Annotated in this window: 24 protein-coding genes; 11 read left to right on the forward strand and 13 right to left on the reverse strand. The window is 69.8% G+C overall.

Annotated elements, in window-relative coordinates; translation table 11 throughout:
* Positions 1–177: 177 nt before the first annotated feature.
* Positions 178–741 carry a G/U mismatch-specific DNA glycosylase gene (gene mug, locus CAP_RS27435; protein ID WP_044246408.1) on the forward strand — a complete coding sequence of 188 codons (564 nt, stop codon included), beginning with the start codon at positions 178–180 and terminating at the stop codon, positions 739–741.
* A 51-nt stretch (positions 742–792) separates the two neighbouring features.
* Here mug and CAP_RS27440 read toward each other — a convergent pair whose 3' ends face one another.
* The gene (locus CAP_RS27440) at positions 793–2,208 is read right to left on the reverse strand and encodes a cytochrome c peroxidase (protein ID WP_052376069.1); all 1,416 of its coding nucleotides are present in this window, start codon (positions 2,206–2,208) and stop codon (positions 793–795) included.
* Positions 2,209–2,553: 345 nt separating this feature from the next.
* On the opposite strand from CAP_RS27440, the gene CAP_RS27445 reads away from it, so the two are divergent.
* The gene (locus CAP_RS27445) at positions 2,554–4,113 is read left to right on the forward strand and encodes a sigma 54-interacting transcriptional regulator (protein WP_044246410.1); all 1,560 of its coding nucleotides are present in this window, start codon (positions 2,554–2,556) and stop codon (positions 4,111–4,113) included.
* Positions 4,114–4,140: 27 nt separating this feature from the next.
* Here the strand turns inward: CAP_RS27445 and CAP_RS27450 are convergent, their stop codons facing one another.
* The 3 genes from CAP_RS27450 to CAP_RS27460 all read right to left on the reverse strand — a co-directional run bounded on the left by CAP_RS27450 (position 4,141) and on the right by CAP_RS27460 (position 6,836).
* Positions 4,141–5,517: a hypothetical protein gene (locus tag CAP_RS27450; protein WP_044246411.1), complete on the reverse strand. Its 1,377-nt coding sequence runs from the start codon at positions 5,515–5,517 to the stop codon at positions 4,141–4,143.
* Positions 5,518–5,788: 271 nt separating this feature from the next.
* Positions 5,789–6,307 carry a hypothetical protein gene (locus tag CAP_RS52630; protein WP_197041378.1) on the reverse strand — a complete coding sequence of 173 codons (519 nt, stop codon included), beginning with the start codon at positions 6,305–6,307 and terminating at the stop codon, positions 5,789–5,791.
* The gene (locus CAP_RS27460) at positions 6,300–6,836 is read right to left on the reverse strand and encodes an RNA polymerase sigma factor (protein ID WP_052376071.1); all 537 of its coding nucleotides are present in this window, start codon (positions 6,834–6,836) and stop codon (positions 6,300–6,302) included. The genes CAP_RS52630 and CAP_RS27460 overlap by 8 nt, the downstream gene beginning before the upstream one ends.
* 222 nt (positions 6,837–7,058) lie before the next feature.
* Between CAP_RS27460 and CAP_RS27465 the strand changes: the two genes are divergently transcribed.
* On the forward strand, positions 7,059–7,952 hold the full coding sequence (locus CAP_RS27465; protein WP_197041379.1) for a helix-turn-helix domain-containing protein: 894 nt from the start codon (positions 7,059–7,061) through the stop codon (positions 7,950–7,952).
* A 105-nt stretch (positions 7,953–8,057) separates the two neighbouring features.
* Here CAP_RS27465 and CAP_RS27470 read toward each other — a convergent pair whose 3' ends face one another.
* The 3 genes from CAP_RS27470 to CAP_RS27480 all read right to left on the reverse strand — a co-directional run bounded on the left by CAP_RS27470 (position 8,058) and on the right by CAP_RS27480 (position 10,757).
* Positions 8,058–8,726: a hydrolase gene (locus CAP_RS27470; RefSeq protein ID WP_044246415.1), complete on the reverse strand. Its 669-nt coding sequence runs from the start codon at positions 8,724–8,726 to the stop codon at positions 8,058–8,060.
* 113 nt (positions 8,727–8,839) lie between these two features.
* Positions 8,840–9,808, reverse strand: a complete 969-nt coding sequence (locus CAP_RS27475) for an alpha/beta hydrolase (protein WP_156041191.1) — start codon at positions 9,806–9,808, stop codon at positions 8,840–8,842.
* An 85-nt stretch (positions 9,809–9,893) separates the two neighbouring features.
* Positions 9,894–10,757, reverse strand: coding sequence for a hypothetical protein (locus CAP_RS27480; protein ID WP_156041192.1), 864 nt, complete (start codon positions 10,755–10,757; stop codon positions 9,894–9,896).
* A gap of 189 nt (positions 10,758–10,946) precedes the next feature.
* Here CAP_RS27480 and CAP_RS27485 point away from each other — a divergent pair, with 189 nt between their 5' ends.
* Positions 10,947–11,738 carry a hypothetical protein gene (locus tag CAP_RS27485; RefSeq protein WP_044246419.1) on the forward strand — a complete coding sequence of 264 codons (792 nt, stop codon included), beginning with the start codon at positions 10,947–10,949 and terminating at the stop codon, positions 11,736–11,738.
* 5 nt (positions 11,739–11,743) lie between these two features.
* Here CAP_RS27485 and CAP_RS50980 read toward each other — a convergent pair whose 3' ends face one another.
* Positions 11,744–11,902 carry a hypothetical protein gene (locus tag CAP_RS50980; RefSeq protein ID WP_156041193.1) on the reverse strand — a complete coding sequence of 53 codons (159 nt, stop codon included), beginning with the start codon at positions 11,900–11,902 and terminating at the stop codon, positions 11,744–11,746.
* A 39-nt stretch (positions 11,903–11,941) separates the two neighbouring features.
* Here CAP_RS50980 and CAP_RS27495 point away from each other — a divergent pair, with 39 nt between their 5' ends.
* The gene (locus CAP_RS27495) at positions 11,942–12,277 is read left to right on the forward strand and encodes an alpha/beta fold hydrolase (RefSeq protein ID WP_052376075.1); all 336 of its coding nucleotides are present in this window, start codon (positions 11,942–11,944) and stop codon (positions 12,275–12,277) included.
* Positions 12,278–12,356: 79 nt separating this feature from the next.
* Here CAP_RS27495 and CAP_RS27500 read toward each other — a convergent pair whose 3' ends face one another.
* Positions 12,357–12,938, reverse strand: a complete 582-nt coding sequence (locus CAP_RS27500) for an EF-hand domain-containing protein (RefSeq protein ID WP_231511723.1) — start codon at positions 12,936–12,938, stop codon at positions 12,357–12,359.
* A gap of 174 nt (positions 12,939–13,112) precedes the next feature.
* Between CAP_RS27500 and CAP_RS48760 the strand changes: the two genes are divergently transcribed.
* The 3 genes from CAP_RS48760 to CAP_RS27510 all read left to right on the forward strand — a co-directional run bounded on the left by CAP_RS48760 (position 13,113) and on the right by CAP_RS27510 (position 14,175).
* Positions 13,113–13,364: an addiction module protein gene (locus CAP_RS48760; protein ID WP_081865313.1), complete on the forward strand. Its 252-nt coding sequence runs from the start codon at positions 13,113–13,115 to the stop codon at positions 13,362–13,364.
* On the forward strand, positions 13,342–13,653 hold the full coding sequence (locus tag CAP_RS27505; RefSeq protein ID WP_044246476.1) for a type II toxin-antitoxin system RelE/ParE family toxin: 312 nt from the start codon (positions 13,342–13,344) through the stop codon (positions 13,651–13,653). Before CAP_RS48760 ends, CAP_RS27505 begins: the two co-directional genes overlap by 23 nt.
* A 78-nt stretch (positions 13,654–13,731) precedes the next feature.
* Positions 13,732–14,175: a hypothetical protein gene (locus CAP_RS27510; protein WP_156041194.1), complete on the forward strand. Its 444-nt coding sequence runs from the start codon at positions 13,732–13,734 to the stop codon at positions 14,173–14,175.
* Here CAP_RS27510 and CAP_RS27515 read toward each other — a convergent pair.
* Entirely contained in the window at positions 14,168–14,746 is a 579-nt protein-coding gene (locus CAP_RS27515) for a sugar O-acetyltransferase (RefSeq protein WP_044246421.1), read from the reverse strand. The two genes, CAP_RS27510 and CAP_RS27515, sit on opposite strands and share 8 nt — an antisense overlap.
* Before the next feature lie 213 nt (positions 14,747–14,959).
* Between CAP_RS27515 and CAP_RS27520 the strand changes: the two genes are divergently transcribed.
* Complete coding sequence (locus tag CAP_RS27520) at positions 14,960–15,895, forward strand: LysR family transcriptional regulator (protein WP_044246422.1); 936 nt, start codon at positions 14,960–14,962, stop codon at positions 15,893–15,895.
* 48 nt (positions 15,896–15,943) lie between these two features.
* Here CAP_RS27520 and CAP_RS27525 read toward each other — a convergent pair whose 3' ends face one another.
* Positions 15,944–16,489 carry an EF-hand domain-containing protein gene (locus tag CAP_RS27525; RefSeq protein ID WP_044246423.1) on the reverse strand — a complete coding sequence of 182 codons (546 nt, stop codon included), beginning with the start codon at positions 16,487–16,489 and terminating at the stop codon, positions 15,944–15,946.
* A 162-nt stretch (positions 16,490–16,651) separates the two neighbouring features.
* A complete protein-coding gene (locus CAP_RS27530) occupies positions 16,652–17,395 on the reverse strand; it encodes a hypothetical protein (RefSeq protein WP_044246424.1) in 744 nt (247 codons plus the stop codon).
* 330 nt (positions 17,396–17,725) lie between these two features.
* Between CAP_RS27530 and CAP_RS27535 the strand changes: the two genes are divergently transcribed.
* Positions 17,726–18,322, forward strand: a complete 597-nt coding sequence (locus tag CAP_RS27535) for a Uma2 family endonuclease (RefSeq protein ID WP_044246425.1) — start codon at positions 17,726–17,728, stop codon at positions 18,320–18,322.
* A 79-nt stretch (positions 18,323–18,401) separates the two neighbouring features.
* On the opposite strand, the gene CAP_RS55190 is transcribed toward CAP_RS27535, so the two are convergent.
* Positions 18,402–20,987, reverse strand: coding sequence for an O-antigen ligase family protein (locus CAP_RS55190; RefSeq protein WP_052376079.1), 2,586 nt, complete (start codon positions 20,985–20,987; stop codon positions 18,402–18,404).
* A 464-nt stretch (positions 20,988–21,451) separates the two neighbouring features.
* Between CAP_RS55190 and CAP_RS27545 the strand changes: the two genes are divergently transcribed.
* Positions 21,452–23,353, forward strand: coding sequence for a polysaccharide biosynthesis protein (locus CAP_RS27545; RefSeq protein ID WP_044246426.1), 1,902 nt, complete (start codon positions 21,452–21,454; stop codon positions 23,351–23,353).
* Positions 23,354–23,358 lie beyond the last annotated feature (5 nt).

Below are 23,358 nucleotides of genomic sequence, written 5' to 3' on the forward strand. Positions count from 1 at the left end.
TGTACGGATCCCTCCAGACGACCAGGGTCACGCATCCGTCATCCGTCGGTCATCCCCCCAGGATCCCCCACGTTTTGGGCCTCCCTCCCCTCGCCTCGCCCCCTCTCCTGACCGCTTCCTGACGAATTCGTGGAACGACGCTGGAGCACACCGCCGCCAGATGTTAGGCCAGGCCCCATGCAGCGCCCCACCGCCGCGGAGATCGCCGCGGCCCATGGCCGGACCATCCCCGACCGCATCGCCAAGGGCCTCCAGGTGCTCTTCTGCGGCATCAACCCCAGCCTCTACTCCGCCGCTGTCAGCCACCATTTCGCCCGCCCCGGCAACCGATTCTGGCCAGCGCTCCACGCAGGCGGCTTCACCCCCCGACGCTTCACCCCCGACGAAGACCTCCTCCTCCCCTCGCTCGGCTACGGCCTCACCAACGTCGCCTCACCTGCCACTGCCACCGCCGACGAACTCACCCCCGACCAGCTCCGCGAGGGTGGCGTCATCCTCCGCCGCAAGCTCCGCCGCTATGCGCCTCGGGTCCTCGCCGTCCTCGGCGTCGGCGCCTACCGCGTGGCCTTCGCCAAGCCCCGCGCCCTCATGGGCCGGCAACCCGAGCCCCTCGAAGGCGTCACCGTCTGGATCCTCCCCAACCCCAGCGGCCTCAACGCCCATTACCAGCCTGCCGACCTCGCTGCCCGCTTCGCCGAGCTGAAGGACGCCCTCCCCACCCTCGCGGCCCCCCCTCCCTGAGCCGAGCTGGTCAGGGACGAGGGCGCGCCCACGCGGGGGCTCCGTCGAGGCTCAGTCGTCGACGGGCAGACCGCTCGGCAGGGTATCCGGGACCAGGTGCATCAGGTTCAGCGACCGCGGATCGGTCAGCGACGATAGGAAGGCCATGAGGTCCACCACCTCCTTGTCCGAGAGCGGGTCACCCTTCACCGCGAGTTCCGGGGCGAGCGTGGACAGCAACTCCTCGCTGTTCTTCTGGTAGGTGCCGACGAGCTCCGGCTCCACCTGCCGGTCGTCGTAGGCGCTCAGGGAGGCCGCTGGATCGAGGTGATGGCGCACCGTGTCCTCCAGATCGGCATAGGCCCCGTTGTGCATCCAGGGCCCCTCCAGCTCGATGTTGCGCAGGGACGGCGTGCGGAACTTGAAGCGGTCTGACATCTCACCCGTGATGCGGCCGCGGCCGAAGTCGAGCGGCGCCTCCTCGCCCTTGCCCGTGCCCACCTGCGGCGCGGCGACGTTGTGGAACTTGAAGTCGGTCTGTAGCGCCCCGGTGTGGCACGAGGAGCAGCTCGCGCGACCGTAGAACAGGAGCGCGCCGCGCTTGGCCGAGTCCGACAGGGCCTCCGTGTCCCCCGCCAGGTAACGATCGAACGGCGTGTCGAGCATCGTGAACGCGTCGATCATGAACGCGCCGATCGCCTCGCCCAGGTGCAGGATGCTGATCGTGTCCTCCGTCGTGCCGGGGAAGGCCGCGAGCAGCTCTTGCCGGTACTCCTCGACCCCCATCGCGCGCGCGACCACAAGCGGCCAGATCTCGGCGAAGTCGTCGTTCGTCAGGTCGGCCATCTCGTTGGGGTTCCCGAACACGTCGGGCTCTCCGGGGAACCCGCGCATCTCCTCGTCGGGTGTCACGGGGATGATCGTGAACGCCGCGAGCGCGCTGGAGAACTCCTGCGGCGTCGGGTCGCCAGAGGGCGAGATGTATCCCTCCTCCGGGTTGCCGGCGAGCCGCCCGTCCCAGAACATGGTGTCCCAGCCGGCGACGCCGCGGTTCCAGAGCGACAGCGTGTTCCTCGCGAGGAACAGGCTCTCGCCCTCGTGCCTGCGCAGCGGCCCGAGCCCCACCGCGCCCTGGCCGCGCGACTGGCTCTGACCGTCGGCGGACCCGAGGAGCGGGTGATGGCAAGTCCCGCACGAGATGTTGCGGCGCCCGCTGATCTCCTTCTCGAAGAACAGCTTTCGCCCCAGCTCCACGCGCTTCGGATCCTGCGCGGCGGGCGGCTCCACGGGCCGCACCTCCTGCTCGGTGAGCAGCGCCGCGAGCTGCTCGTCCAGATTGGACTCGTTCTGCAGGGGCGTCGATGCCCCCTCATCGCCGCCGCAGGCCCCCAGCATCACGGCCGCGGCCATCACGCTGCCCACACGGCTCACCTGCGGCCGCCAGCCCAGACGGCCTCGCCGCACCTTCGTGACTTCTTCGCACTTCATGTCATCCTCCTCCTCGTCGCGTCCTCGCCTCGTTCCCGGGGGTCCCCGGCGCCACCCTCGGCGGCCCACGCCGCGGCGCGAGGGTCGCCAGACGCGCTGGCCACACCAGACGCGCTGGCCACGCCAGACGCGCTGGCCGCGCCAACCCACCCAGCCGTCCCTGGCCGCTCTTTCCACCTCTTTCCACGACCCGTGCCAGGCGGGGGAACTGCCCAACCCCTCGAATTCCCTCTGTTGACGCTGCGCAGCAGGCACCGGCCGGGCGTTGGACAACGACCTGACGTTGCGCTCGCACCGACATTTCGTTGCAGCGGCGCGCCCCTCCCCTTCTCTAGCATTGCCACCATGACCCTCGATCACTGGCTCACGGCGGGGGCACAGGAGCTTGCGGATCTGGCGCGGCTCGCCGACGGCACCGAGGTCACCCTCGACGAGCTGCTCCAGCGGGGTCTCGAGTGGCTCGGGCGGCTCGCGCCTTACGATCTGGCGGTGGTGTTCGAGCTGAAGGGCGACGAGCTCCGCGCCCGCGCCGCGTGCGGCCCCCTCTCGCGGCCCGAGGTGCGGGAGCACCGGCTGCGCCTCGACGATTTCCCCTCCATCCGCCTGGCCATCGAGGAGCGCAGGAGCCGCGTCTTCACCGAGGAGGACCACGCCTTCGGCGATGGGGACCCCTTCGATGGCGTGATGGACTTCCCCCATGGGCACGCGTGCATGGTGGTCCCGCTCGTGACGGGCCCGGAGGTCTTCGGGGTCATGTCGCTCGACAGGGCGCAGTGCGTCTCCTACCCGCGCGCCGTCATCGACCTCACGGAGGTCTTCGGCAAGCTCCTCGCGCTCTCCATCCACTGCGTGCGCCAGGGCCAGCGCCTCGCCCAGAGGAACCTCGCGAGCGAGGAGCGCATCGCGGCGCTCGATCGGCACATCGAGGAGATCACCGAGGAGGCCTGTGTCCTCGGCGAGAGCGCGAACACCCGGGTCCGCGAGCTGGCGCGCCAGTCGGTCCTCGTGGCCTCCACCGGCTCGACGGTGCTCCTGATCGGCGAGACCGGCACGGGCAAGGAGCGCCTGGCGCGGTTCATCCACGAGCGGAGCCGCCGCCGCCAGCGCCCCTTCGTCCCCGTGAACTGCGCGGCCCTGCCCACGGGCACCCTGGAGAGCGAGCTGTTCGGCCACGAGCGGGGGGCCTTCACGGGCGCCGTGCGCGCCCGCCCCGGGCTGTTCCGCGCGGCCGACGGCGGCACCCTGTTCCTCGATGAGATCGGAGAGCTGCCCCTCGACGTGCAGGGCAAGCTGCTGCGCGCGCTTCAGGAGGGCGAGATCCAGCCGGTGGGCTCCGAGCACCGCGTGAAGGTGAACGTGCGGGTCATCGCCGCGACCCACCTGGATCTCGAGCACGCCGCCGCCGCCGGGCGCTTCCGGGAAGATCTCTACTACCGGCTCTCCGTGTTCCCGCTCCGCCTGGTGCCCCTCCGCGAGCGCCTCGAAGACCTCCCGCAGCTCTGCGCGGCGCTCCTGCGCGAGATCGCCCCGCGCGTCGGTCGCCCCATCCCCGCGCTGTCGGACGCCGCGCTGGAGGCGCTCGGGCGCCTCGACTACCCGGGCAACATCCGCGAGCTCTCGAACCTGCTCGAACGCGGCGCCATCCGCGCGGCGTCGGGGGTCATCGAAGGGTTCGATCTGGGCTTGAGCAACCAGCGGCTCCGCCGGCGCAGCGCCGGGCGGACCCCGGAGGAAGAGCTGGTGTCGCTGGCCGAGAACGAGCGCCGCTACATCGAGCGGGTGCTCACCACCACCAGCGGCCGCATCTACGGGGAGGGGGGCGCCGCCATGATCCTCGGCCTGCCGCCCACCACCCTGCAGAGCCGCATGAAGCGCCTCGGGATCCAGCGCACCACCGGGACCTGAACCGGCGGCGCGCGGCCCGGGGCAGGTTCAGGAGTCGTAGCCGTGGTAGCCGTCGACCACCACGACGATGCCGCTGTCCGGGTAGTACAGGATGGCGCGGTCACGCCACGAGTGGCAGTTGTGGCACGAGGTCTCCTCCCAGGCGATCCAGGCCTGGATGGGGCCTCCGCCCGCGTACGTGTCGACGGCGGCCAGGAGGTCGACGCCGTTGCCGTAGTACGTGTTGAAGAACATGCTCTGCGAGAGGCCGGCGCGGTCGGTGTACGTCTCGGAGTACCAGCCGCCCTGCTGCTGCTGCTGCTGGCCCAGCTCCTCCACCTCTGCGACCACCTGCGCGATGGTGATCGGCTCCTCCGGACACTCTGGGGTGTCGAAGCCACGGATGGTGTCGATGCCGTGCCAGGCGCCGCCGTTCGAGCCGTCGTTCCAGGCGTCACGCGCCGGCTCCAGGGACGAGGTGTCGAGGGGGGAGAGCGAGAACGGCTCGGTGGGCAGCACGTCGCACGTGGTCGCGTTCAGGCAGCGCGACACCTCGCGGTACGAGCCGCACCAGCCGAAGTCGGTGGTCCCCGCCGGCATGCCGTTCACGCAAGCGAGCACGTTGGCCTGACAGCCGGGCGTCGCCCACACCTCGTAGGGGTCGCCCGAGGTCAGGGCGAGGCCGGTCACGCGGGTCACGAGCCGCGCCGTCTTCTGCGCCGTCGCGCCGGAGGGGAGCTGCGCGGTGAAGGTCAGCGGCACGGTGTGGGGATCCACGGCCTGGTGCACCGCGGTGTACGTCCAGTTCATGTTGTACTCGCCGCCGCCGAGGAGCTGCATCACCGGCGCCCCGTCCGGCGCGGTCACGGTGAGGTTGGTCCCCGTCACGTCCGCGTGGCCGCGGTACACGAGCGGGTTGGGCAGACCGGCGGCGCCGTAGACCGGCTTGACCACCTCGTCGATCCAGATCTCGTTCGAGCCGCGGAAGTCGTAGAAGCGCGGCCCGATGTCGACGCGCGCGGTGTAGCTGTTCGGCGTCCCCGTGAAGGTCTGCACCGTCAGGAAGAGCGGCAGGCCCGAGAGGACCGTGTTCAGCTCGTGCCCCACCGGCAGCTCGATCTCCAGGCGCCGCTCGCTGATGATGCGCGCCGTGCCGAAGGCGTCGTCGGGCACGAACGTGAAGACGTTCGAGAGGTACCGGTTCGCCGTCGCGGTCAGGATGAGCGCGCGCCCGTTCGCCCGATCCTGGAAGGTCCCGAGGGTGTCGAAGGTGAGGGTCAGCGCGCCCTCCGTGGCAGCGATCTTGGTGACCGCTGCGGCCTCGGAGACCTCGCCGAGAGCCTCCTCGCTGACCGCATCCTGACCGGCACACGCCGACGATGCGAGCGCGACGAAGCCACCGAGAACGAGAGCACGAATCCTCATGACCGGACCTCCTTGGTAGGCGAGCAAGTAGGCCGCGCGCGCGCCCTTGTCAACGCTGCAAACCATGACGTTCTCGTGTCATCGATCGTCTCACTGCGAGCTTGCAGGAACACTGCAGCGCGAGCGCTCTGCATCGCCATCAGGATGCGATCAAGCGCCAAACGAGCCATCTCTCGCACGTGCAAACTCACAGTGACGCGGCGACGTACACATCACGCGCGGTGCTCACCTCGACGGAGCACCGCGCCCGATGAGCGGACATCGAGCGCGCTCAGCGCTCTCTCCACACCGGGTACGCGCGCTCGTCGGAGGAGGGGGACGTGCTCGGGTCTCCGGGGAGCCGCGCGCAGATGCCGAGGGTGGTCCCGAACGAGAGGCCCACGGTGACGCTCACGACCGCAGTCTTGAGCAGGAACCGGAGGCCTCCGGACTCGGTGACCAGCGTGCTCAGGATCTCCGCGATGCCCGGAGGCAGCCCCGTAGCAGAACCCACTCCATGCTCTGGCGCGTCTGTCTGCGCGGCGTCCTCGAAGGGAGCGGTCGCCTCCACGGCTCCTCCTGCGCTGCTCGCCACGCTGCTCGCTGAGCTGCTCGCAGCGCTACGCGCTGAGCCGCCCGCTTCACGGCACAGACGGATGCCGGAACCTTGTGAAGCACGCTCGGCGAGATGCTTCTCCGTGAGCTGTACCAGGCGCGTCAGGAGGGCAGGTGGCGCCTGGAACTCGGGGAGTGCGTCGAGGGCTTCCTCGATCAAGGGCTCTTCCGGGCTGTAGAGGCAGTCTTTACTCACCAGACCCTCTCACTCTGACGATCGGCTCCATCCCCCCCGATTGCGACACCTTCAGGATCGCCGCGCGGAGTCGCGCTTCGGCGCGGTGCAACCTGGACTTCACGGTCCCCTCGGGGAGGCCGAGCCGCAGCGCGATCTCTCGCTGGGTCAGATCCTCCCAGTAGCGAAGGACGATGACCTCGCGGTGCTCCGGCTCCAGCTCGGTGAGCAGCGCGCGGACCAGCTCACCCCGATGCGCGGTGTCCAGCGCGAGATCCAGATCGGCTTCACCACCCGAGGTCTCGTGTTCCTCGTCGATGAAGGGAATGTCCGTCTGCGCGGTCCTCGCGCGCCTGCGGTAGTGATCGATCGCGACCCTGGTGCTCACCGTGGTTAACCACGCGGAGCAGCTCTCCTGGGGCTCACAGCTCACCGCGCCGCCGCCCACCGCCTCCAGCACATTGATGTAGGCGTCGGTCGTCGCGTCCTCGATGTCCGGCGATTGGGGTCCGAGAATGAACGCCGCGCGCGAGTAAACGAAAGCGCCCACCAGCCGGCTCGCGGCCTCATCCCCTCCTGCCAGGAGGCTCAGAGTTAACCCGGTTATCCGATTCTTTTTGTATTTTTCCATCGTCGGGGGTCACGCCGGCACGCTCCTCTCACGACGGACTAGGGCATTTCGTTCCCTGAAATCGGACCTCCGCGCACGAAGGCATCACGCCTGCCACCACAGCGTGATCTTCCAGCTCCGCGCGCCGTTATGATGCGCGGCGTGAACACGAGTCCGGGCGAAACGGTGGCCCGCTTCCCCCACAACATCGAGGCCGTCCAGACCAGGAGCCGGACCTGGAACGGCATCACCGTGCACGCGATCACCTTCCAGATCCGCCCTGGTGAAGCCTGGAGCCTCCTGGCGAGTGACCAGACCTGCCTGTCGGCCGTCATCGAGACGCGCGGCGGCCCTGTGGAGCCCCGCCTGAAGATCGGCCAGTCCCTCCCGGCGCACCACGACGGTCCCTGGCCCATGAGCTTCATCCCGGCCGGCATGACCCTGTGGGGCTACACGGGCGGCTCACACATCGTGCGCGAGGCCCGCCTCAACTTCGACCTCGTCGCCCTCGGCGAGAAGCTGGGCGAGTACCTCGATCTCTCGCAGCTCCAGGTGCCCCTGCCGCTCTTTCACGACAACCGCATCTGGCAGCTCTGCGCGCTCCTCGCGCAGCAGTGCGAGGCCCCCGACCCCCTCAGCCAGCTCTACGGCGACAGCCTCACCGTGGCCCTCGTCGTCGATCTCCTGCGCTTCGGCAAGATCCCGCCCCGGACTTCCGGGCGCGGTGGCCTCGCCCGCTGGCAGCTACGCCGGGTGACCGACTACATGCGCGAGCACCTCTCGGCCGCCATCCAGCTCGCCGAGCTGGCCGCCATGACTGGCCTCTCGCAATCGCAGTTCGGTCGCGCCTTCAAGGCCTCCACGGGCCTGCCCCCCCACCGCTGGCAAGTGAACGAGCGCGTTCAAAAGGCCCAGCAGCTCCTCCTGAGCAGCCCCATGTCCCTCGCCGAGGTCGCCCTCGTCACCGGCTTCGCCGAGCAGAGCCACTTCACGCGCGTGTTCCGTCAGCTCGTCGGCACCTCCCCGGGCGCCTGGCGCCGCGACCACCGCGCGTGACCACCGCGCGTGACCGCCGCGCGTGACCACTGCGCGTGACCGCCGCGCGTGACCGTCGCTCACGCGCCCCCCCCCCCGGATGAGCGCAGCCCCCCTCTGCACACGTCACACGCCCGGCTTGGTCACTCCGGAGCCCTTCAGCAGTTGCAGTTCCCAGGCGAGGTTCGTGCCGATCGGGCCGCCATGCTGGAGGATGATCTCGGTCAGGTCGGCGGCGTGATCCTCTCGCGCCCAGTCGCGCTGCAGCTCCGACATGAAGACCCAGGTGGTGAGCGGCACGGCGCCGGCCTGGACCATCCGCTGGATGGCCACCTCGTGCGCCTCCTTGCTCACGCCGCCCGAGGCGTCGGTGACGATGTAGACCTCGTAGCCGTCGCCCAGTGCGTGGATCACCGGGAACGCCAGGCAGATCTCGGTCCACAGCGCCGCCATGACCACCTTCTTGCGGCCCGACTTCTTCACCCAGTCGACGCAGCGCTGGTCCTCCCAGGTGTTGATCGTGGTGCGGTCGATCGGCTTCTGCTCGGGGAACACGTCCTGCAGGGGCTTGATGAGGTAGCCGCCACGCTCTTCGACCACCGTGGTAAGCAGCGTGGGCACCCCGTAGGCCTTCGCGCCCTTGGCCAGCGCCACCACGTTGTTGATCATCAGCGTGGGGTCCACGTTCTGGACTCCGCTCACCTGGAACGGCTGGTGGTCGATCAGGATCAGCACGCAGTTGTCCGGGGTCAGCAGCGCTTCGAGCCCGACCTTGCCCTTCGTCGAATCACCCATGGTTCGCCTCCGTGAGAGGGGAGAAAGCCTCTCTGCGCGCAAGGTATCGAGGCGCCGATCGCAAGGATTGAAGGTTCCCGCCATCCTTTGACCGAAACGCGCACCGCGCGCACTCACCGCTCCTGCGTCCCGCCCTCGCCCCCGCCCTCGCCCTCTCCGCCGCCCTCTCCGCCGCACCACCGCGCGTCCCCGTCGACCACCCACCAGAAGGCCCTCCCCACGGCGTCCGCCATGCTGCCGCCGTAGCTGTGCCCCGCGCCTTCGGCGTGGATCACCCGGGCGTCCAGGCCGCCGCGCCGCAGGTAGAAGGCCGAGGTGCGCGCCAGCTCCGCGCACTGGGCGCGCCCGCACGCCAGGAGCACCCGCTCGCCGCCTCCTTGCTTGAACCGCTGCGCCACCAGCACGTTCCATTCCTGGAAGAACCCGTGGCCTCCTTCGACCAGCGCTGCCCGGGAGAACTGCGCCGGGTGCCGCGGCAGGAGCATGGCGCCCATGATGGCTCCCTGCGAGAAGCCCGCGTAGGCAGGCGCGCGGGTGTCGACGTGGGCCCCGAACCGCGCCTCCAGCGCCGCCATGGCCAGCGTGATCTCGCGTCCGAGCGCGTGGTGGTCCGTGTAGAAGTAGCCCGTGTGCGATTCGGGGACGTAACGGTTGGTGGGGAAGCCGCGCACGCACAGCACGAATCCACGGTTCCGTACGATTGCGCGCCACACGCCGCATTGCCATTCCGGCCTGTCGCCGGCTCCGTGCGCCACCACCAGCACGGGGCGCGCCGACGTGGCGCCGAGCGGCACGGACACCACCGCCGGCAGGTGGCGCTCCACGGGCAAGCCGACCATCTCTCCCGCTGCAGCCAGGGGCGCGAGGTCCCCCTGGGCGCACCTGTCGTCCTCGCGCGCAGTGCCGGCCTGGCTCTCGCGGTGCGGCCCTTGCCCGGTGGTGTGCGGAGCCCCTGAGGCGGGCGCTGCATCCGGCGTTCCCTCCCCCGGCGTTCCCTCCCCCGGTGTCCCTTCCCCTGCGAGGTGTCCCCTCGCCGCGCACCCTCCCACGAGCATGGCGATTCCCAGGAGCACTCGGCGCATGCCTACCGCCGGAGCAACCCTGGGGCCAGGCGCGCGGCTCGGGCCGTTCCCGGGGCGCGTCCGGGTTGCTGCCCTCGGCGGCAGCTCAGGGCGTGCACGTGAAGCCCGGGGGGAAGGCGTCGCCGAGGCGCTTGGCTTTGCGCAGCGCGCGCAGGCGCTCCACCTTGGGGACCGGCTTGCCGTTGGCGACGGTCCGCCACTGCTCGTACACGTGGAGGGCTGCGTCGAGGCCGAGGAGCTGGCGCAGCATCTCGTTGCCCTTCACGCCCATGATGGTGTGCTGCGCCATGGTCAGCATCGCGTGGGCGAGCATGACCTTGCCGAGGGCGTCGTCCATCTGCTCGTCGATGAACATCGCCAGCATCGGCTTGCACAGGACGATCTTCACATCGGGGCTGGTGTCGAGCCACACCATGAGCGGGTCGAGCGAGGCGAGCGCCCAGTCCTCGAAGGGCTGGTTCCTCACGGCGTGGATGCGACCAGCCACCTGCATCAGCTCCTGCTGGGAGAGGTGCTCGCCCTTCTTCTCCACGGGGTCGGGGGCGGCGAGCTTGGCCGCCATCTCGGGGCAGCCGTACATGTCCACGAACAGCGCCACGTCGCCCTCGGGGCAGGGCACCCGGTAGTGGTCGATGACGTGGCCCATGGCGTTCTCGCCCACGTTGCCCGTGCGGGCTTCTCGCCCTGCTTCCACGTCCCCGGCGAGGGGTACGGAGCCGTCCGCACAGGTGTAGCTCGCCACGAAGGCGTAGCTGTCGCGGGGTCCGCAACGCAGCGCGGGGTGCTCCTTGTCGCTGCCCGACTTCACCGGGGGCCTGTCGCTGTCAGCGGCGCTGGCGTCACTCCCCGTCGGCGCCTTCGCCCCTGTCGTCGACGCGGCTCCACCGCAGCCCACGACCATGCTCAGAACGGCCCCCATCCACACCCTGAACATGCTGTCCCGACCCATGACCATGCCCTTTCCGCGACGACCTGGCCATCGTACCTCGGCCGGGCGCCCCCGCGCGATTCAACCCCTCCCCGGCCGCGTGTATGCTCTCTACCCTGGAGCGGCCCCCGACGTGAGCGCCGGGTCCCGCGCACCGCGATGCGCTCACCGAGTTTGCTTGTGTGCTCGAAGGAAGGACGACCTACGCTCGTGAGCGATCTCCAGACGAAGGCCGAGGACGACAGGGCCAGCGCGCCCGAGAACGCGAGCGCACCCGAGAACGCGAGCGCGCCCGAGAGCGAGAGCGAGAAAGAGAGCGACCCGCCCCGCGAAGGTGAAGGCATCGGGTACACGGTCGAGGATGCTGCGTCGCGGCTCTCGCTGGAAGCCGATCAGGTGCGGGACATCATCGCGGCGGGAGCGCTGCAGGTCACCGGCAGCGGAGACAAGCTGCGCATCACCCACGAAAGCCTCCTGTACTACAGCGCGGCGCGCATGGGCGCGCAGCTCCGCGCCGTCACCGAACGCCCGAGCAAGGCGGCGACGGCGAGCGCGCTCACGCTGCCCCTCCTGGGGGGCATGTGGTACCTCGCCGCCTGCGTCGAGTTCTTCTCGGTGCGCGACGACAACCCACTCGTGCCTGTGCCCCTCGCCCTGGCGGTGCTCGCGGCCATCCTCGGCCTCGCGTGGTGGCTCGGCAAGCAGGCGGCGGACTTCTCGACCGTCAACGGCATCGGGACGGCCCTCTACGGCCGACGGATGACGCCCAGGGGGCGCGTCGGCACGCAGTGGCTGGTGCTTGCTGGCATTCCCTTGCTGCCCATCCGCTCCTACGTGCTGCTCGAAGTCTCGAAGACCACCACGAACTGGAGCGGGCAGCAGCGCGCCCGACGCCACCAGCTCCGCGCGCTCGAGGGCATCTACTGGCCTCAGGCGCTGCCGATCCTGCTCGGGGTGTGGGCTGTGGTCTGCGCGCTGATCGCCTTCACCATCCGCAAGTGACGCCCTCATTCACGTCGTGCTTCGCCGGCCATCACGTACTCCCCCGCCTCCAGGCGCGCGATGAGCGTCTCGGTCCAGGCGGCGGTGGACCCCAGCGCGCCGCTCCAGAGGGAGAGCAGGTCCTGCATGTGGGGCGGGTCGTCGCGCTGCGGGAAGCTCGGCATCAGCCTTTCCAGGCCGTCACGGTTTGCCGTCGCCTTGCGGTGCTGCGCCTTCAGGAGCGCGAGGTCGATGCGCCCGAGGTGCCCGTGAACGTGAGCCAGTTCGTGACGTTCTACGAGAGCATCCAGGACTGGCCGGAGGCGGAAGCGGTGCGGCGCATCGGTTGTCCGCGGATGGCGTACGTGGGGGAGAAGGACGAGATGGCCTATCCGGGAGGGGTCGACCTGAAGATTGCGCCGACGCTGCGGGCGCGGAGGGCTGAGCTGGAGAGGATGGGGTGGGAGGTCGCGGAGATCGAGGGGCGAGACCACGGGGTGTTCACGGATCCAGGGGTGGCCGTGCCGGTGATCCGTGGGTTTCTCGATCGGGTGACCTGAGCCCGTCGGCGAGGCGTGTCGGCGAGGCGCGTCAGCGCCGGCTGCTGCGAGGGAGAGCGGCGGCGGAGGCTGGGGCCAGCTACCCGACCCCTTCCATGGAGCCGACCAGCCAGTTGCCCGGGGCATCGGGGTCCGCGCGCAGGTAGTATTCGAAGACGGCCTGCCGGAACTCGTCATAGCTGAGTTCACCGCTGCCGTCTCGATCGAGCCGCTTGAAGGCCTCGGTGGAGGTCGCGGGAGGGACGCCGATCGCGTCGTACATGCGCACGTACTCCTCCTGCGAGAGGGAGCCATTGCCGTCACGGTCGAGGGCTCCAATCAGCCCGTCGATGACGCCGCTCAGCACTTTCTCGAAGTCCCCCGGCGCAACGGTGACGCCCTTCATGATGCGGACGAAGTCTTCCTTGCTGATCTTCTCTCCGGACGTGCCCTCATTGGCTTTCACCAGAAGTCCCCACCAGAGCGTGAAGCCCTCCTTCATCAGTGCTCTGTTCTTGTGATCGTTCTCGTCCGCCACGGAGATGAACAGCGCGGCCATCTTCTCGAAGTCGTCCGGGGTGAGCCACCCGTCGCCATTCTGGTCGAACCAGGTGAACACATTTTCGAATTTCTTGAACTGCAATTCCTGCGTCATCGGATCGCAGTAGAGCAGTTCATTCACGACAGCAAGATCGTTCCTCCTCTCACAACGTGGAAGCCCTGACCCGCAGGCCCGTCCGAGATCGAAGCACGCCCTGCTGGTGCTGTCAGAGCTGCCGCACCGCCCTCGGGAGGGAAGCTCGCGGCCGCTGGAGCCAGTCTTCCGGGGCTCCGGCTTTGTGCTATCTTTATTTTCATGCCGACCGATGAACTCCTGGCGCAGCTCCTGCGGCTCCCTCGCCAGGAACGGGCACGCGTCGCCGAGGAACTTCTCTCAAGCCTGGAAGAGCCTGACGACGAAGCCGTCGCAGCCGCCTGGGCAGATGAGCTGACCCGGCGCTCGCGCGAAGTTGCCGAAGGACACGCTCAGCCGGTCGACTGGAGCACCACACGCACCGAGCTCCTCGAAGAGCTTGAACAGCGCCGTGCGCATCGCGCTGCATCCTGACGCCCGTACCGAGCTTCGCGCTGCAGCCTTGTGGTACGAGGAGCAGCGGCCTGGCCTCGGTGACGAGTTCGTCGCCAGCGTCTCGTCGGTCCTCGAACGGATCACCGAAGTACCTTTCTCCTTTCCAGGATGGCCTGAACTCCCCGCTGGCCATTCCCCCATTCACCGGGCCGTCACGCCGCGTTTTCCCTATCTCATCGCCTTCGAGGTGCACTCACAGCACGTGCTCGTCCTGGCGATTGCCCACGCGAAGCGGCGGCCCTTCTACTGGCTCACACGCACTCGCTGATCTGGTATCTGGCGCGCTCATGATTGGCCATCCACCGGCCAACAGTCAGGATGGAAGTAACAGGAGCGGCAGGCGACGGTGGCAAGGTTCGACTGGTATGCAGCACGGCGCCCTCAGCAGGTGGAGAGCATCTTCGGGCCCGACTATGATCTGCTGGCGTACGCCATTCTCGGGTTCTGTCGGCAGGAGCCCTGCAAGGGCGGCCGGTACATCGTGCCCATCGCCAAGGTCGTCAGCATTCTCGCCGCAGGCGCCATGGTCAAAGCCAAGCGACGGCGTGGGCGACGCGGGGAGGAGTGGGCCGATGCCCATGATGAGACGCGAGAGGCCATCCTCGCGCAGCGGCTCCGCGAGCTGTGTCCGTTCGACGTGACGTACAATGAGGCCGATGGGTATCTGGTGAAACCCGAGGTGTGGCTTCGCGGCAGGGGCGTGGGCGATCCGCAGGCGCTTCGCAGGATCAAGGTTCAGGCAGTCAGCAACCACCTGGAGCTGTTGCCGGTCGAGGTTCCCGTCAAGTGACTGGCTCCGGCCGCGCGAACTCGCGAATCACCCGCGCGGGAACACCCGCCACGAGGCTGTTCGGGGGGACGTCCCGGGTCACCACGGCTCCGGCTGCCACGACAGAGTATTCGCCCACCGTGACGCCCGCCAGGATGGTGGCCGCCGTCGAGATCCACACGTTCTTCTTGAGGGAGATGGGCTCTGCCAGGGCGCGGGCGCGCCGCTCCGCGGGCTCCACGGGGTGACTCGACGTGACGAGGTTGACCTTGGGTCCGATCATCACGTCGTCCGCGATGTCGATGCCTCCGATGTCCATCAAGGTGCAGCATTGGTTGATGAAGACGTTCTTCCCGACGCGGATGTTGATGCCGTGATCGGTATAGAAAGGCGGGATGAGGGAGAACGTGCGGTCGATGCTCCTGCCAGTGAGCTCGCTGAACAGTCTCCGGACTTCCTCGGCGTCGTCGAAGGAGAGCTTGTTCATCTCCGCGGTCAGGCGCATGGCGCGCCGGATGCTGGCGAACATGACCTCGGACTCCTTCGTGCCAATCTCGATCACCCTGGGCTCGAACGCGACATCACCGTTCATCGGCGAGACGACCTTTCTTCAATCGTGTGTTCTTGCGACGCATTCGCCGCGCACGACGGACCATGCTGGCGACGCTTGGGGCAGTCAAACAACGACTTTTCACGGGTCGACAACGACAGGTTGTGCCGTGGGGCCTCGCCGCGACACCTGGCCTCGCGCTCGGTGAGCTGGTACGTCGCGGCGCTGGTCACGCAGGAACGAAGGTGAGTCCACGTGGATCTCGAGGGTGTGCGCACGTTCGTTGCCGTCGCCGAGACAGGGCAGTTTCAGGAGGCAGCGGCGAGGCTGTCGGTCACCCAGCAGGCTGTCTCGAAGCGGGTCGCTGCGCTGGAGGCGGCGCTCGGCGTGCGGCTGTTCGTGCGCACGCCGCGGGGGGCGCAGCTCACCCCGGACGGGCAGGTGTTCCTGCCCCACGCGCGTGAGCTTCTCGCAGCGGAAGAGAGGGCCGTGAACTCGGTGCGTCCCGATCGCCGGCCGCTGCGGGTCGATGTGCTCAGCACCCAGATCGGCCCCGGGCGCGTCGTTCGCGAGTTTCACAGCGCCCATGCCGAGGTCGAGATCCGCGTCGTGACGCACCTCTTCGATGTGGAGGCTGCGCTGGCCGCGTTGAGGTCGGGGGCCATCGACGCGACGTTTCGCGCGGTGACGAGGCCCGCGGAGCAGCTCGCAGGCGACATCGAGGCGGTTCGGGTGCTCGACGATCCGCTGGAGCTTCTCACGAGCCACGCTCACGCGCTGGCCATGGCAGCGTCGGTGACGCCCGCCGAACTCGCGGCGCACAGGATCTGGATGCCCAGCAATGTTCCAGGCACGGAGTGGTCGTCCTACTACGAGGAGCTGTCCGCGAGCTTCGGGGTGAGGATTGACACGGCTGGCCCCAACTTCGGGATGGACACGCTCCTGGAGGCCATCGCGGGCTCGTCGACGCTCGCGACCCTGGTGGGTGAGCACATCAAGCTGGTGTGGCCACCCGAGTACGACCTCCGCCGCATTCCCATCCGTGAGCCCATGGTGGTCTATCCGCATTCGTTGCTGTGGCGGAGCGACAATGCGCACCCCGGGCTCGCGAAGCTCCGCGGCTATCTCTGCTCCAGAGCGGATCGGTACCGGCACCCGCAGGCGTGGACGCCGAGGTGGGCGAATCGCTGAGCGTGGGCCGCGATCACACCCGCCAGGATGCCTGGACGGCGACCCGGCCTATTCCAGGGGGCCGAGCGGCCAGTGGCCGGGGGCGCTGGGGTCCGCGCTCAGGTAGAACTCGACGATGGCCTGCCGGAACTCGGCATAGCTCAGCTCACCGCTGCCATCGCGATCGAGCCGCTTGAAGGCCTCGGTGGACGTGGCGGTAGGGATGCCGAGCGCGTCGTACATCCGCACGTACTCTTCCTGCGAGAGGGAACCATTGCCGTCGCGGTCGAGGGCTCCAATCATTCCATCGACGATGCGCCCCACGGCATTCTCGAAGTTCTCCGGGGCGATGATGCTGGCCTTCATGATGCGGAGGAATTCCTCCTTGCCGATCTTCTCGCCCGGGGTGCCCTCACCGGCCTTCACCAGAAGGTCCCACCAGTGCATGAAGGCGTTCTTCATGGCCGTCCTGTTCTTGTGGTCGTTCTCGTCCGCAAGGGCGGTGAACAGCGCGGCGATCTTCTCGAAGTCGTCGCGGGTGAGCCAGCCGTCGCCATTCTGGTCGAACCAGGTGAAGATGTACTCGAACTTCTTGGTCTGCAGGTCCTGCGTCATCGGGGGAAACTCTTTCGGGTGAGCCGGGCCGCTCCGGATTTCCGTGGGGAATCTCTGGCGACGTACCGGCCTGGTGAGCTGCGCTGCGATCGGTAGAGCAGTTCATTCACGACAGCAAGATAGCTTCAGGGATGGCGGCGCCGCGGTGCAGGCCGAGGTCATTCACCTGGGGTGTGAGGATGGGGATGGGTCTGACGGAGCTGGGCTCATGCGCTCCGGGTCCGCGGAGCGGGAACCCTGGGAGGTGTCGAGGCCTCCAGGGGGGTCGGCCCTCGGTCGGCGGGGCTGGTTGTCGAGGAACTCCGTTTCCTCGGGCGTTCCTCGGCGGGCGGGTCTGTCGCGGGTGGCCGCCAGGAGGGTGGTGATGGAGGCCGTCAGCGCAGCGACCGTCGCCGGGCCACCACGCGCGGTGGCGGCCCCGGCGATGTGGTGGTCGGCGAAGGCGGCGAGCAGCAGTTCGAGCTGGGTGTGAAGGCCGACGGCCCGGATGCCTTCGCGGGGGAGACGGGCGGTCTGGGAGAGGGTGGTCGTGGCGAGGCGGAGCGGGTCCTCGGGCGCGCCGGTGTCGCGCAAGGCGGTGCGCACGGCTGCCAGCACGGCGCTGGAGGTGGCGCGGGCGTCCATGGCTTGCTGGATGGCGTCGGTGAAGGCGAGGCGGCCGCGCTGCTTGGCGCCGGCCTGTTCGGTGCGGTGCACGCCAGCGGCTTCGAGGGCGTCGCGGGCGTCGGCGAGGCGGGCGGCGTCGGTGGCGTCGAATCCGTGCTGGGCGAGGTGGGGGGTGTGCTTCTCCAGGGCGTTGAGGACCTCATTCGCCTGGGTGAGGGTGTCGGTCGAGCTGTAGGCCCAGCCCAGCCGGATGTAAGCCGCGCGGGCGTGAGGGGAGAGGGCGCTCGGGTCGAAGGGCATGGGATGGCTCCTGGGGGTGCATGTCGGGGTGGAGGGGTCGCCGCCGGGACTGAAGCGCCGGGGACAGTTGGACTCTGCCCGGGCACCCAGGGGGCATTCCAGGGGGCGGTCGTTTTTCCCGGAGGGGGACGCTGCGGAAGGGCGAGGTGGCGGGCGGCGTGGGGTGGAACACCGGGGGAAGGGGACGTGCAGCGGCGTGAAAGGGATGGGCAGCGGCGTGAAGGGGACGTGCAGCGACGGATGAGAGGCGTGCAGGGACGTGAAGGGGACGCGCCGCGCCGTCGAGGAGACGTGCAGCGCCGTCAAGGAGACATTACGCTCACGGGGAGGATGGGACAGCCGGCCGAGAAGCAGCAGCGCCCCGCGACGTACGCCGATCTGGAGGCTGTACCTGAGCACCTCGTGGCCGAGATCATTGCAGGGACGCTCTACGTGTCACCACGCCCCGCTCTCAAACACGTGCTCGCAGCCTCGACGCTGGGGATGATTCTCGGGCCGCCCTTCCAGCTCGGGATGGGAGGTCCAGGGGGCTGGTGGATCATGGACGAGCCGGAGCTGCACCTTGACGATGACGTGCTCATTCCAGATGTCGCGGGCTGGCGCTGGGAGCGGATGCCGGAGTTTCCGGAGACAGCGTCCACCTCACTCGCTCCGGACTGGGTGTGCGAGGTGCTCTCGCCGTCCACGGCGCCGGATGACCGGTACGACAAGCTGCCTGTCTACGGGCGAGAGGGTGTGGGGCTGGTCTGGCTCATCGATCCGATCAAACGGGCGGTCGAGGTTCATCACCTCGGGGCAGGTGGGCGGTACGTGATGGACGCCGTCTACCGGGGTGATGAGGTGGTGCGTGTCGTGCCGTTCGAGGCCATTGCGTTGCCGCTCTCGGCTCTCTGGAAGCGTCAGGGTGGGACTGGCAGCAAGGGGTGAGGGAGAGCGGGCAGCAGGGAACAGGGCGGTACCGTTGCCCTCCTCCGCTGGGGTGACCTGAAGCCTTTCGTGAGAGGGCTCAAGGGACGAGGAGCTTGCCGGCGGCCCTGGCCTTGAGGTCGCGGATTCGGATGTCCAGGGTGGGGTCGGGGACGCCGCGGGCGCGTCGGACCTTCTCCAGGGCCTCCACGGCGCGGACGAGGGAGCCGGCGTTTGCCGCGGCTTCGGCGAGCTTTTCCCAGCGGAGATCGGAGGCTTCCTCGGTGACGGCGCGCTCGTAGTGGGAGAGGGCGGTGCCCCAGGCTTTGCGGGAGGCCATGAGGTCGCCCAGCCAGGTGGCGGCGCGGGCGCAGGTGGCAGGGGGGCCGCAGGCTTCGCCAAGGAGGTCGCGGGTGGCGGCGGCCACGCGGGGGGGGAGGTCGGAGGCGGCTGCGGCCTGGACGCGGAGGCGGAGGCAGGAGGCGCGTTCGAGGACGCGGTTGCAGGACTCGGCGAGGAGCTGCTCGGCCTGGGCAGGGCGGCCTTCGGCCATGAGGAGGCGGGCGCGGAGGTCGGGGGCGAGCCAGGAGTTGCTGGCGCCGGCTTCGATCATGCGGGCCTGGGTCTCGATGTCGGTGACGCAGGTGGCGCGCTGGGGGCCCTCGCAACGAGGGGCGGCAGGGCCGCCGGTGAGGGCGCCGAGGAGGACGTCGCCGATGACCCAGCGGGGGTCGAGGGCTTCAGGGTCGCGGCGGAGGGCTTCCTGGGCGGCGCGGAGGCGGGCGTCTTCTTCGCCAGGGCGGTCGAGGCGGCGGGCGTAGGCGGTGAGGAGGAGGGTGCCGCGCTTGCCCTCGGGGACGGCGCGGAGGAGGTCGTCGAGGTTGCGGGTCCAGCGGACGGCGAGCTGGGCGGACTGGGTGGTCAGCTCGGGGTCGTCGTCGAGGGCGAAGCGCAGTTCGAGGAGGGCCTGGGTGGTGGCGCCTTCGGCAGCGAGGACTTCGGCGAGGAGGAGGTGGGCGCGGCCGCTGCGCTGGGAGCGCTCCAGGGTGCGCTGGAGCCAGGGCATGGGGCTCTCGCGGTCGGACTGGAAGGCGAGGAGGGCGCCGAGGAGGGGGAAGTAAGGGTCGGCAGGGTGGCGGTGCATGGCCGCGCGGAGGGAGGCACGGACGGGGGCGGGGTCGTCGGTGGGGCGCCAGGAGGCGAAGGCGGCGCGGGTGAGGGCGCGGTCGGCGTCGAGGTCGGGGGTGCCGCGGAGGAGGGCGGCGCCCATGAGGGCGATGGCGCCGCCGACGACGAGGGCGAGGCGCGCGAAGCGTTGCAGGGGGTGGGGCAGGGCGTCGGGCGCGGAAGGGTCGGAGGCGCGGGAGGCGGTGCGGCGGGGGTCGGAGCGTGAGGAGAGGCCGCGGCGGCGGGGGTCGCCCCAGAGGGAGCCGCAGACGGTGGCGACGGCGATGGGGATGGCGGGGACTTCCAGGGCGAGGTCGGCGAGGTTCTGGAGGAGGAGGGCGACAACGCCGACCCAGGCGCCGGTGGCGACGGCGCTGCGGGGGACGCCGAGGCGGGCAGGGCGGAGGAGGAGGGCGAGGCCGGCGAGGGAGAGGGCGGCGAGGGGGAGGCCCCACTCGGCCGCCCACTGGAGGGGGAAGCTCTCGGCGTGGGTGAAGACGACGTTGCCGGAGGCGAAGCGGTAGGCGGGGTAGACGCTCTCGAAGGCGCCGCGGCCGACGCCGAACCAGGGGTAGTCGGCGAGCATGGGGAGGATGGAGCGGAAGAGGTCGAGCTTGCTAATGTCGCGTTCGCCGAGCTCCATCCAGGTCATGGTGGAGCTGCCGAGGAGGGCGAGGCTGGCGCCGCCGCCGAGGGCGACCGCGGCGAGGCCGACGAGGGCGCGGCGGGAAGCAGGGATGTCGGTGCCGTGGCGGGCGCTGCGGCGGGCGAGGAGGGCGACGAGGAGGGCAGCGCCGATGGGGATGACGGCGAGGCCGGCGCGGGAGGCGCTGGTGAAGGCGATGGCGATGAGGAGGGCGACGCCAGCGGCCACGAGCCAGCGGGGCAGCAGGGGGCGGCGCATGAGGTAGAGGCCGACGCCGCAGAAGGCGCCGAGGTCGAGGTAGCCGGCGAGGTTATTGGGGTTGAGCAGGGGGCCGACGTGCCAGGGGGCGGCGGGGAAGCGGGGGGCGTAGAGGCCGAAGACGTGCGTGGCGCCCGCGAGTCCGTGGGCGAGGGTGGTGAGGGCCGCGGCGAGGGCGCTGGCGAAGACGAGGGCGATGCCCCAGGCGGCGCCGCGGCGCCTGGCGGTGGTCGCGGCGGCGTGGAAGACGCCAGCGTAGGTGGCCCAGCGGAGGGCTTCGACGAGGGTGGCGCCCGGGTCGAGGGAGAGGGGGGCGTGGGGGGGTGGTGCTTCGCCGAGGGGGAGGAGGGCGCGGGACCAGACGTCGGCGGTGGTGGGGGCGAGGCGCGCGAGCCAGGAGAGGGGCAGCGGGACGGTCTGGAGGAGGCACACCAGGGAGAGGGCGAGGAGGGCGAGCACGGGGGCGGCTGGGCGTCGGGGCTCGCCTCGGGAAGCGCTGGTGCCGTCGTCGGTGTCGTCGCCTGCGCGGAGGAGCATTCCCTGGATGACGGCGGCGAGCACGGTCAGGGAGACCGCGATCAGCACGGGGAGATGCACGGCGCCGATGGCGAGCACGGAGCCGGTGACTGGGAGTGCCAGCGTCCAGGCTGCCGCGGCGGACTGCCAGCGTCGCCGTGCTGCTTGATCGCGGCTGCTGCGTTCGCCGCGGCTGCTGCGATCACCGCGATCACCGCGATCACCGCGGCTGCTGCGTTCGCTGCGCCCGCCGCGCCTTGCCCCCTGTCCTGTACGCACGTTGTCCAGGTCTCTCCGATTCAACCCTGGTTGCGCGCGGTGCGCAAACGTTCAACGCGCCAGGCTGCCATCGATGCTCTCCTTCCACGCAGAAGGGGGCGTCAAGAGCCGTCCAGAGCTATGGTGCTGGCCGTGGCTCCACGGGGCGGTTTCCTCGTTCAACGGGAGGCCCTCTCCTCCTACGTCTCCCGCGTCCTGCGCGCCGGGGTGTCTCTGCTTTCTTGGGGAGGGGGGCTGAACGTCGGGGCGCTCCGGCGCAACAGACTGCTCGCGATCCGGTTCCCATGAAGAAAGCCTGGAGCTCCAGCATCCTGCGACGCGCAGCCATTGTGCTGATCCACGCGCTCCTGTGGACGGCGGCGTTCCACCTGGCCCTGCAGCTCCGCTTCGAGGGGGGTGCGATCTCGGAGCCGTTCGCCAGGACCTGGCCCTATGCGCTGGGGCTGCTGCTGGTCTGCCGGGCAGTCGCGTTCTACGCAGGGGGGCTGTTCCACGGGCTGTGGCGGTACGCCGGGCTGCCGGAGCTGCTGAACCTGATCAAGACGACGACGGCGGGGTCGGTGGCGTTCGTGGTGCTCGCCACCATGGCCGGGGTGCCGATGCCGCGGTCGCTGTACGTGGGGGAGTGGCTGGCGTCGATCGTGCTCGTGGGGGGGCTGCGGTTCGCGATCCGGCTCGCGCACGAGCAGCGGCAGGGGCGGAGGCGCCACCCGGATGCGCTGCAGACGCTGATCCTGGGGGCGGGGGACGCGGGGGAGAGCCTGCTGCGGGACATCCAACGCATGCCGGACCGGCGGTGGGAGGTGTGCGGGTTCCTCGACGATGATCCGCTGAAGCGGGGGGCGCTGGTGCGCGATGTGCGCGTGCTCGGGGGCGCCGACGAGGCGACGCTGCGGCGGGTGGTGGTGGAGCGCGAGGTGAAGCTGGTGCTGCTGGCGATGCCGACGGTGGATGGGCCGCGGACGCGGGACATCGTGCGGATCTGCCAGAAGCTGGAGGTGCCGGTGCGCACGGTGCCCAGCATCTCGGAGCGGATCGAAGACTTCAGCGTGGCGACGATCCGGGAGGTGGCCATCGAGGATCTGCTGCGCCGGGCGCCGGTGAGCCTCGACGTGGAGCAGGTGGAGGGGCTGCTCGAGGGGCGGACGGTGCTGGTCACGGGCGCGGGGGGGAGCATCGGCGGGGAGCTGTGCAGGCAGGCGCTGCGCTTCAAGCCGGGGCTGCTGCTGCTGCTCGATCACAGCGAGAATGGGCTGTACTTCATCGAGCGGGAGCTGAGGCAGCGGTTCCCGGAGGCGAGCGTGGTGCCGCTGGTCTGCGACATCACGGACCGGGGGCGGCTCGACGCGCTGTTCCGGCGCTACCGGCCCGAGGTGGTGATCCACGCGGCGGCGCACAAGCACGTGCCGATGATGGAGGCGAACAGTCCGGAGGCGGTGAAGAACAACGTCTTCGGGACGGTGGCGGTGGCGGACGCGGCGCATGCGTCGGGGGCCGATACGTTCGTGATGATCTCCACGGACAAGGCGGTGAACCCGACGTCGATCATGGGGGCGACGAAGCGGGTGGCGGAGATGGCGCTGCAGGCGCGCGCGGAGGCGAGCAGGACGCGCTACGTGACGGTGCGGTTCGGGAACGTGCTGGCCTCGACGGGGAGCGTGGTGCCGCTGTTCCGGGAGCAGATCGCGCGGGGCGGGCCGGTGACGGTGACCCACCCGGAGATGCGCCGGTACTTCATGACCATCCCCGAGGCGACGCAGCTCGTGCTGCAGGCAGGGGCGATCGCGGAGCGGAGCGAGATCTTCGTGCTCGACATGGGGGAGCCGGTGCGGATCGTGGACCTGGCGCGCGACATGATCGAGCTGTCGGGGTTCACGCCGGACGTGGACATCAAGGTGGAGTTCGTGGGGCTGAGACCCGGAGAGAAGCTGTTCGAGGAGCTGCTCCTGGACGATGAGCGTTACGCGCGCACGCCGCACCCGAAGATCCGGGTGGGGAAGATCCAGCCGACGGCGCGGGAGCGGCTGGAGCGGGGGCTTTCAGGACTGCGCGCTGCGGCCGACGCGAACGACGATGCGGCGGTGAGGCGGTTCCTGGCGGAGCTGGTGCCCGAGTCGACGCTGTCGCCTCCGGAGGCGGCGACAGTGTCTGCGCCCGCTCTTTCGCCCGCCCCGTCGCCGGCGTAGAGCGC

The organism is Chondromyces apiculatus DSM 436 (assembly GCF_000601485.1).
Lineage (GTDB): Bacteria > Myxococcota_A > Polyangia > Polyangiales > Polyangiaceae > Chondromyces > Chondromyces apiculatus.

Excerpts from the sequence above, each read along its gene's own strand:
- CAP_RS27530 (WP_044246424.1), bottom strand. The coding sequence starts at position 17,395 with ATGCCCTTCGACCCGAGCGCCCTCTCCCCTCACGCCCGCGCGGCTTAC.
- CAP_RS27440 (WP_052376069.1), bottom strand. The coding sequence starts at position 2,208 with ATGAAGTGCGAAGAAGTCACGAAGGTGCGGCGAGGCCGTCTGGGCTGG.
- CAP_RS27535 (WP_044246425.1), top strand. The coding sequence starts at position 17,726 with ATGGGACAGCCGGCCGAGAAGCAGCAGCGCCCCGCGACGTACGCCGAT.
- CAP_RS27475 (WP_156041191.1), bottom strand. The coding sequence starts at position 9,808 with ATGCGCCGAGTGCTCCTGGGAATCGCCATGCTCGTGGGAGGGTGCGCG.
- CAP_RS27515 (WP_044246421.1), bottom strand. The coding sequence starts at position 14,746 with ATGAACGGTGATGTCGCGTTCGAGCCCAGGGTGATCGAGATTGGCACG.
- CAP_RS48760 (WP_081865313.1), top strand. The coding sequence starts at position 13,113 with ATGCCGACCGATGAACTCCTGGCGCAGCTCCTGCGGCTCCCTCGCCAG.
- mug (WP_044246408.1), top strand. The coding sequence starts at position 178 with ATGCAGCGCCCCACCGCCGCGGAGATCGCCGCGGCCCATGGCCGGACC.
- CAP_RS27445 (WP_044246410.1), top strand. The coding sequence starts at position 2,554 with ATGACCCTCGATCACTGGCTCACGGCGGGGGCACAGGAGCTTGCGGAT.
- CAP_RS27525 (WP_044246423.1), bottom strand. The coding sequence starts at position 16,489 with ATGACGCAGGACCTGCAGACCAAGAAGTTCGAGTACATCTTCACCTGG.
- CAP_RS27480 (WP_156041192.1), bottom strand. The coding sequence starts at position 10,757 with ATGGGTCGGGACAGCATGTTCAGGGTGTGGATGGGGGCCGTTCTGAGC.
- CAP_RS27450 (WP_044246411.1), bottom strand. The coding sequence starts at position 5,517 with ATGAGGATTCGTGCTCTCGTTCTCGGTGGCTTCGTCGCGCTCGCATCG.
- CAP_RS27470 (WP_044246415.1), bottom strand. The coding sequence starts at position 8,726 with ATGGGTGATTCGACGAAGGGCAAGGTCGGGCTCGAAGCGCTGCTGACC.
- CAP_RS50980 (WP_156041193.1), bottom strand. The coding sequence starts at position 11,902 with ATGCCGAGCTTCCCGCAGCGCGACGACCCGCCCCACATGCAGGACCTG.
- CAP_RS27545 (WP_044246426.1), top strand. The coding sequence starts at position 21,452 with ATGAAGAAAGCCTGGAGCTCCAGCATCCTGCGACGCGCAGCCATTGTG.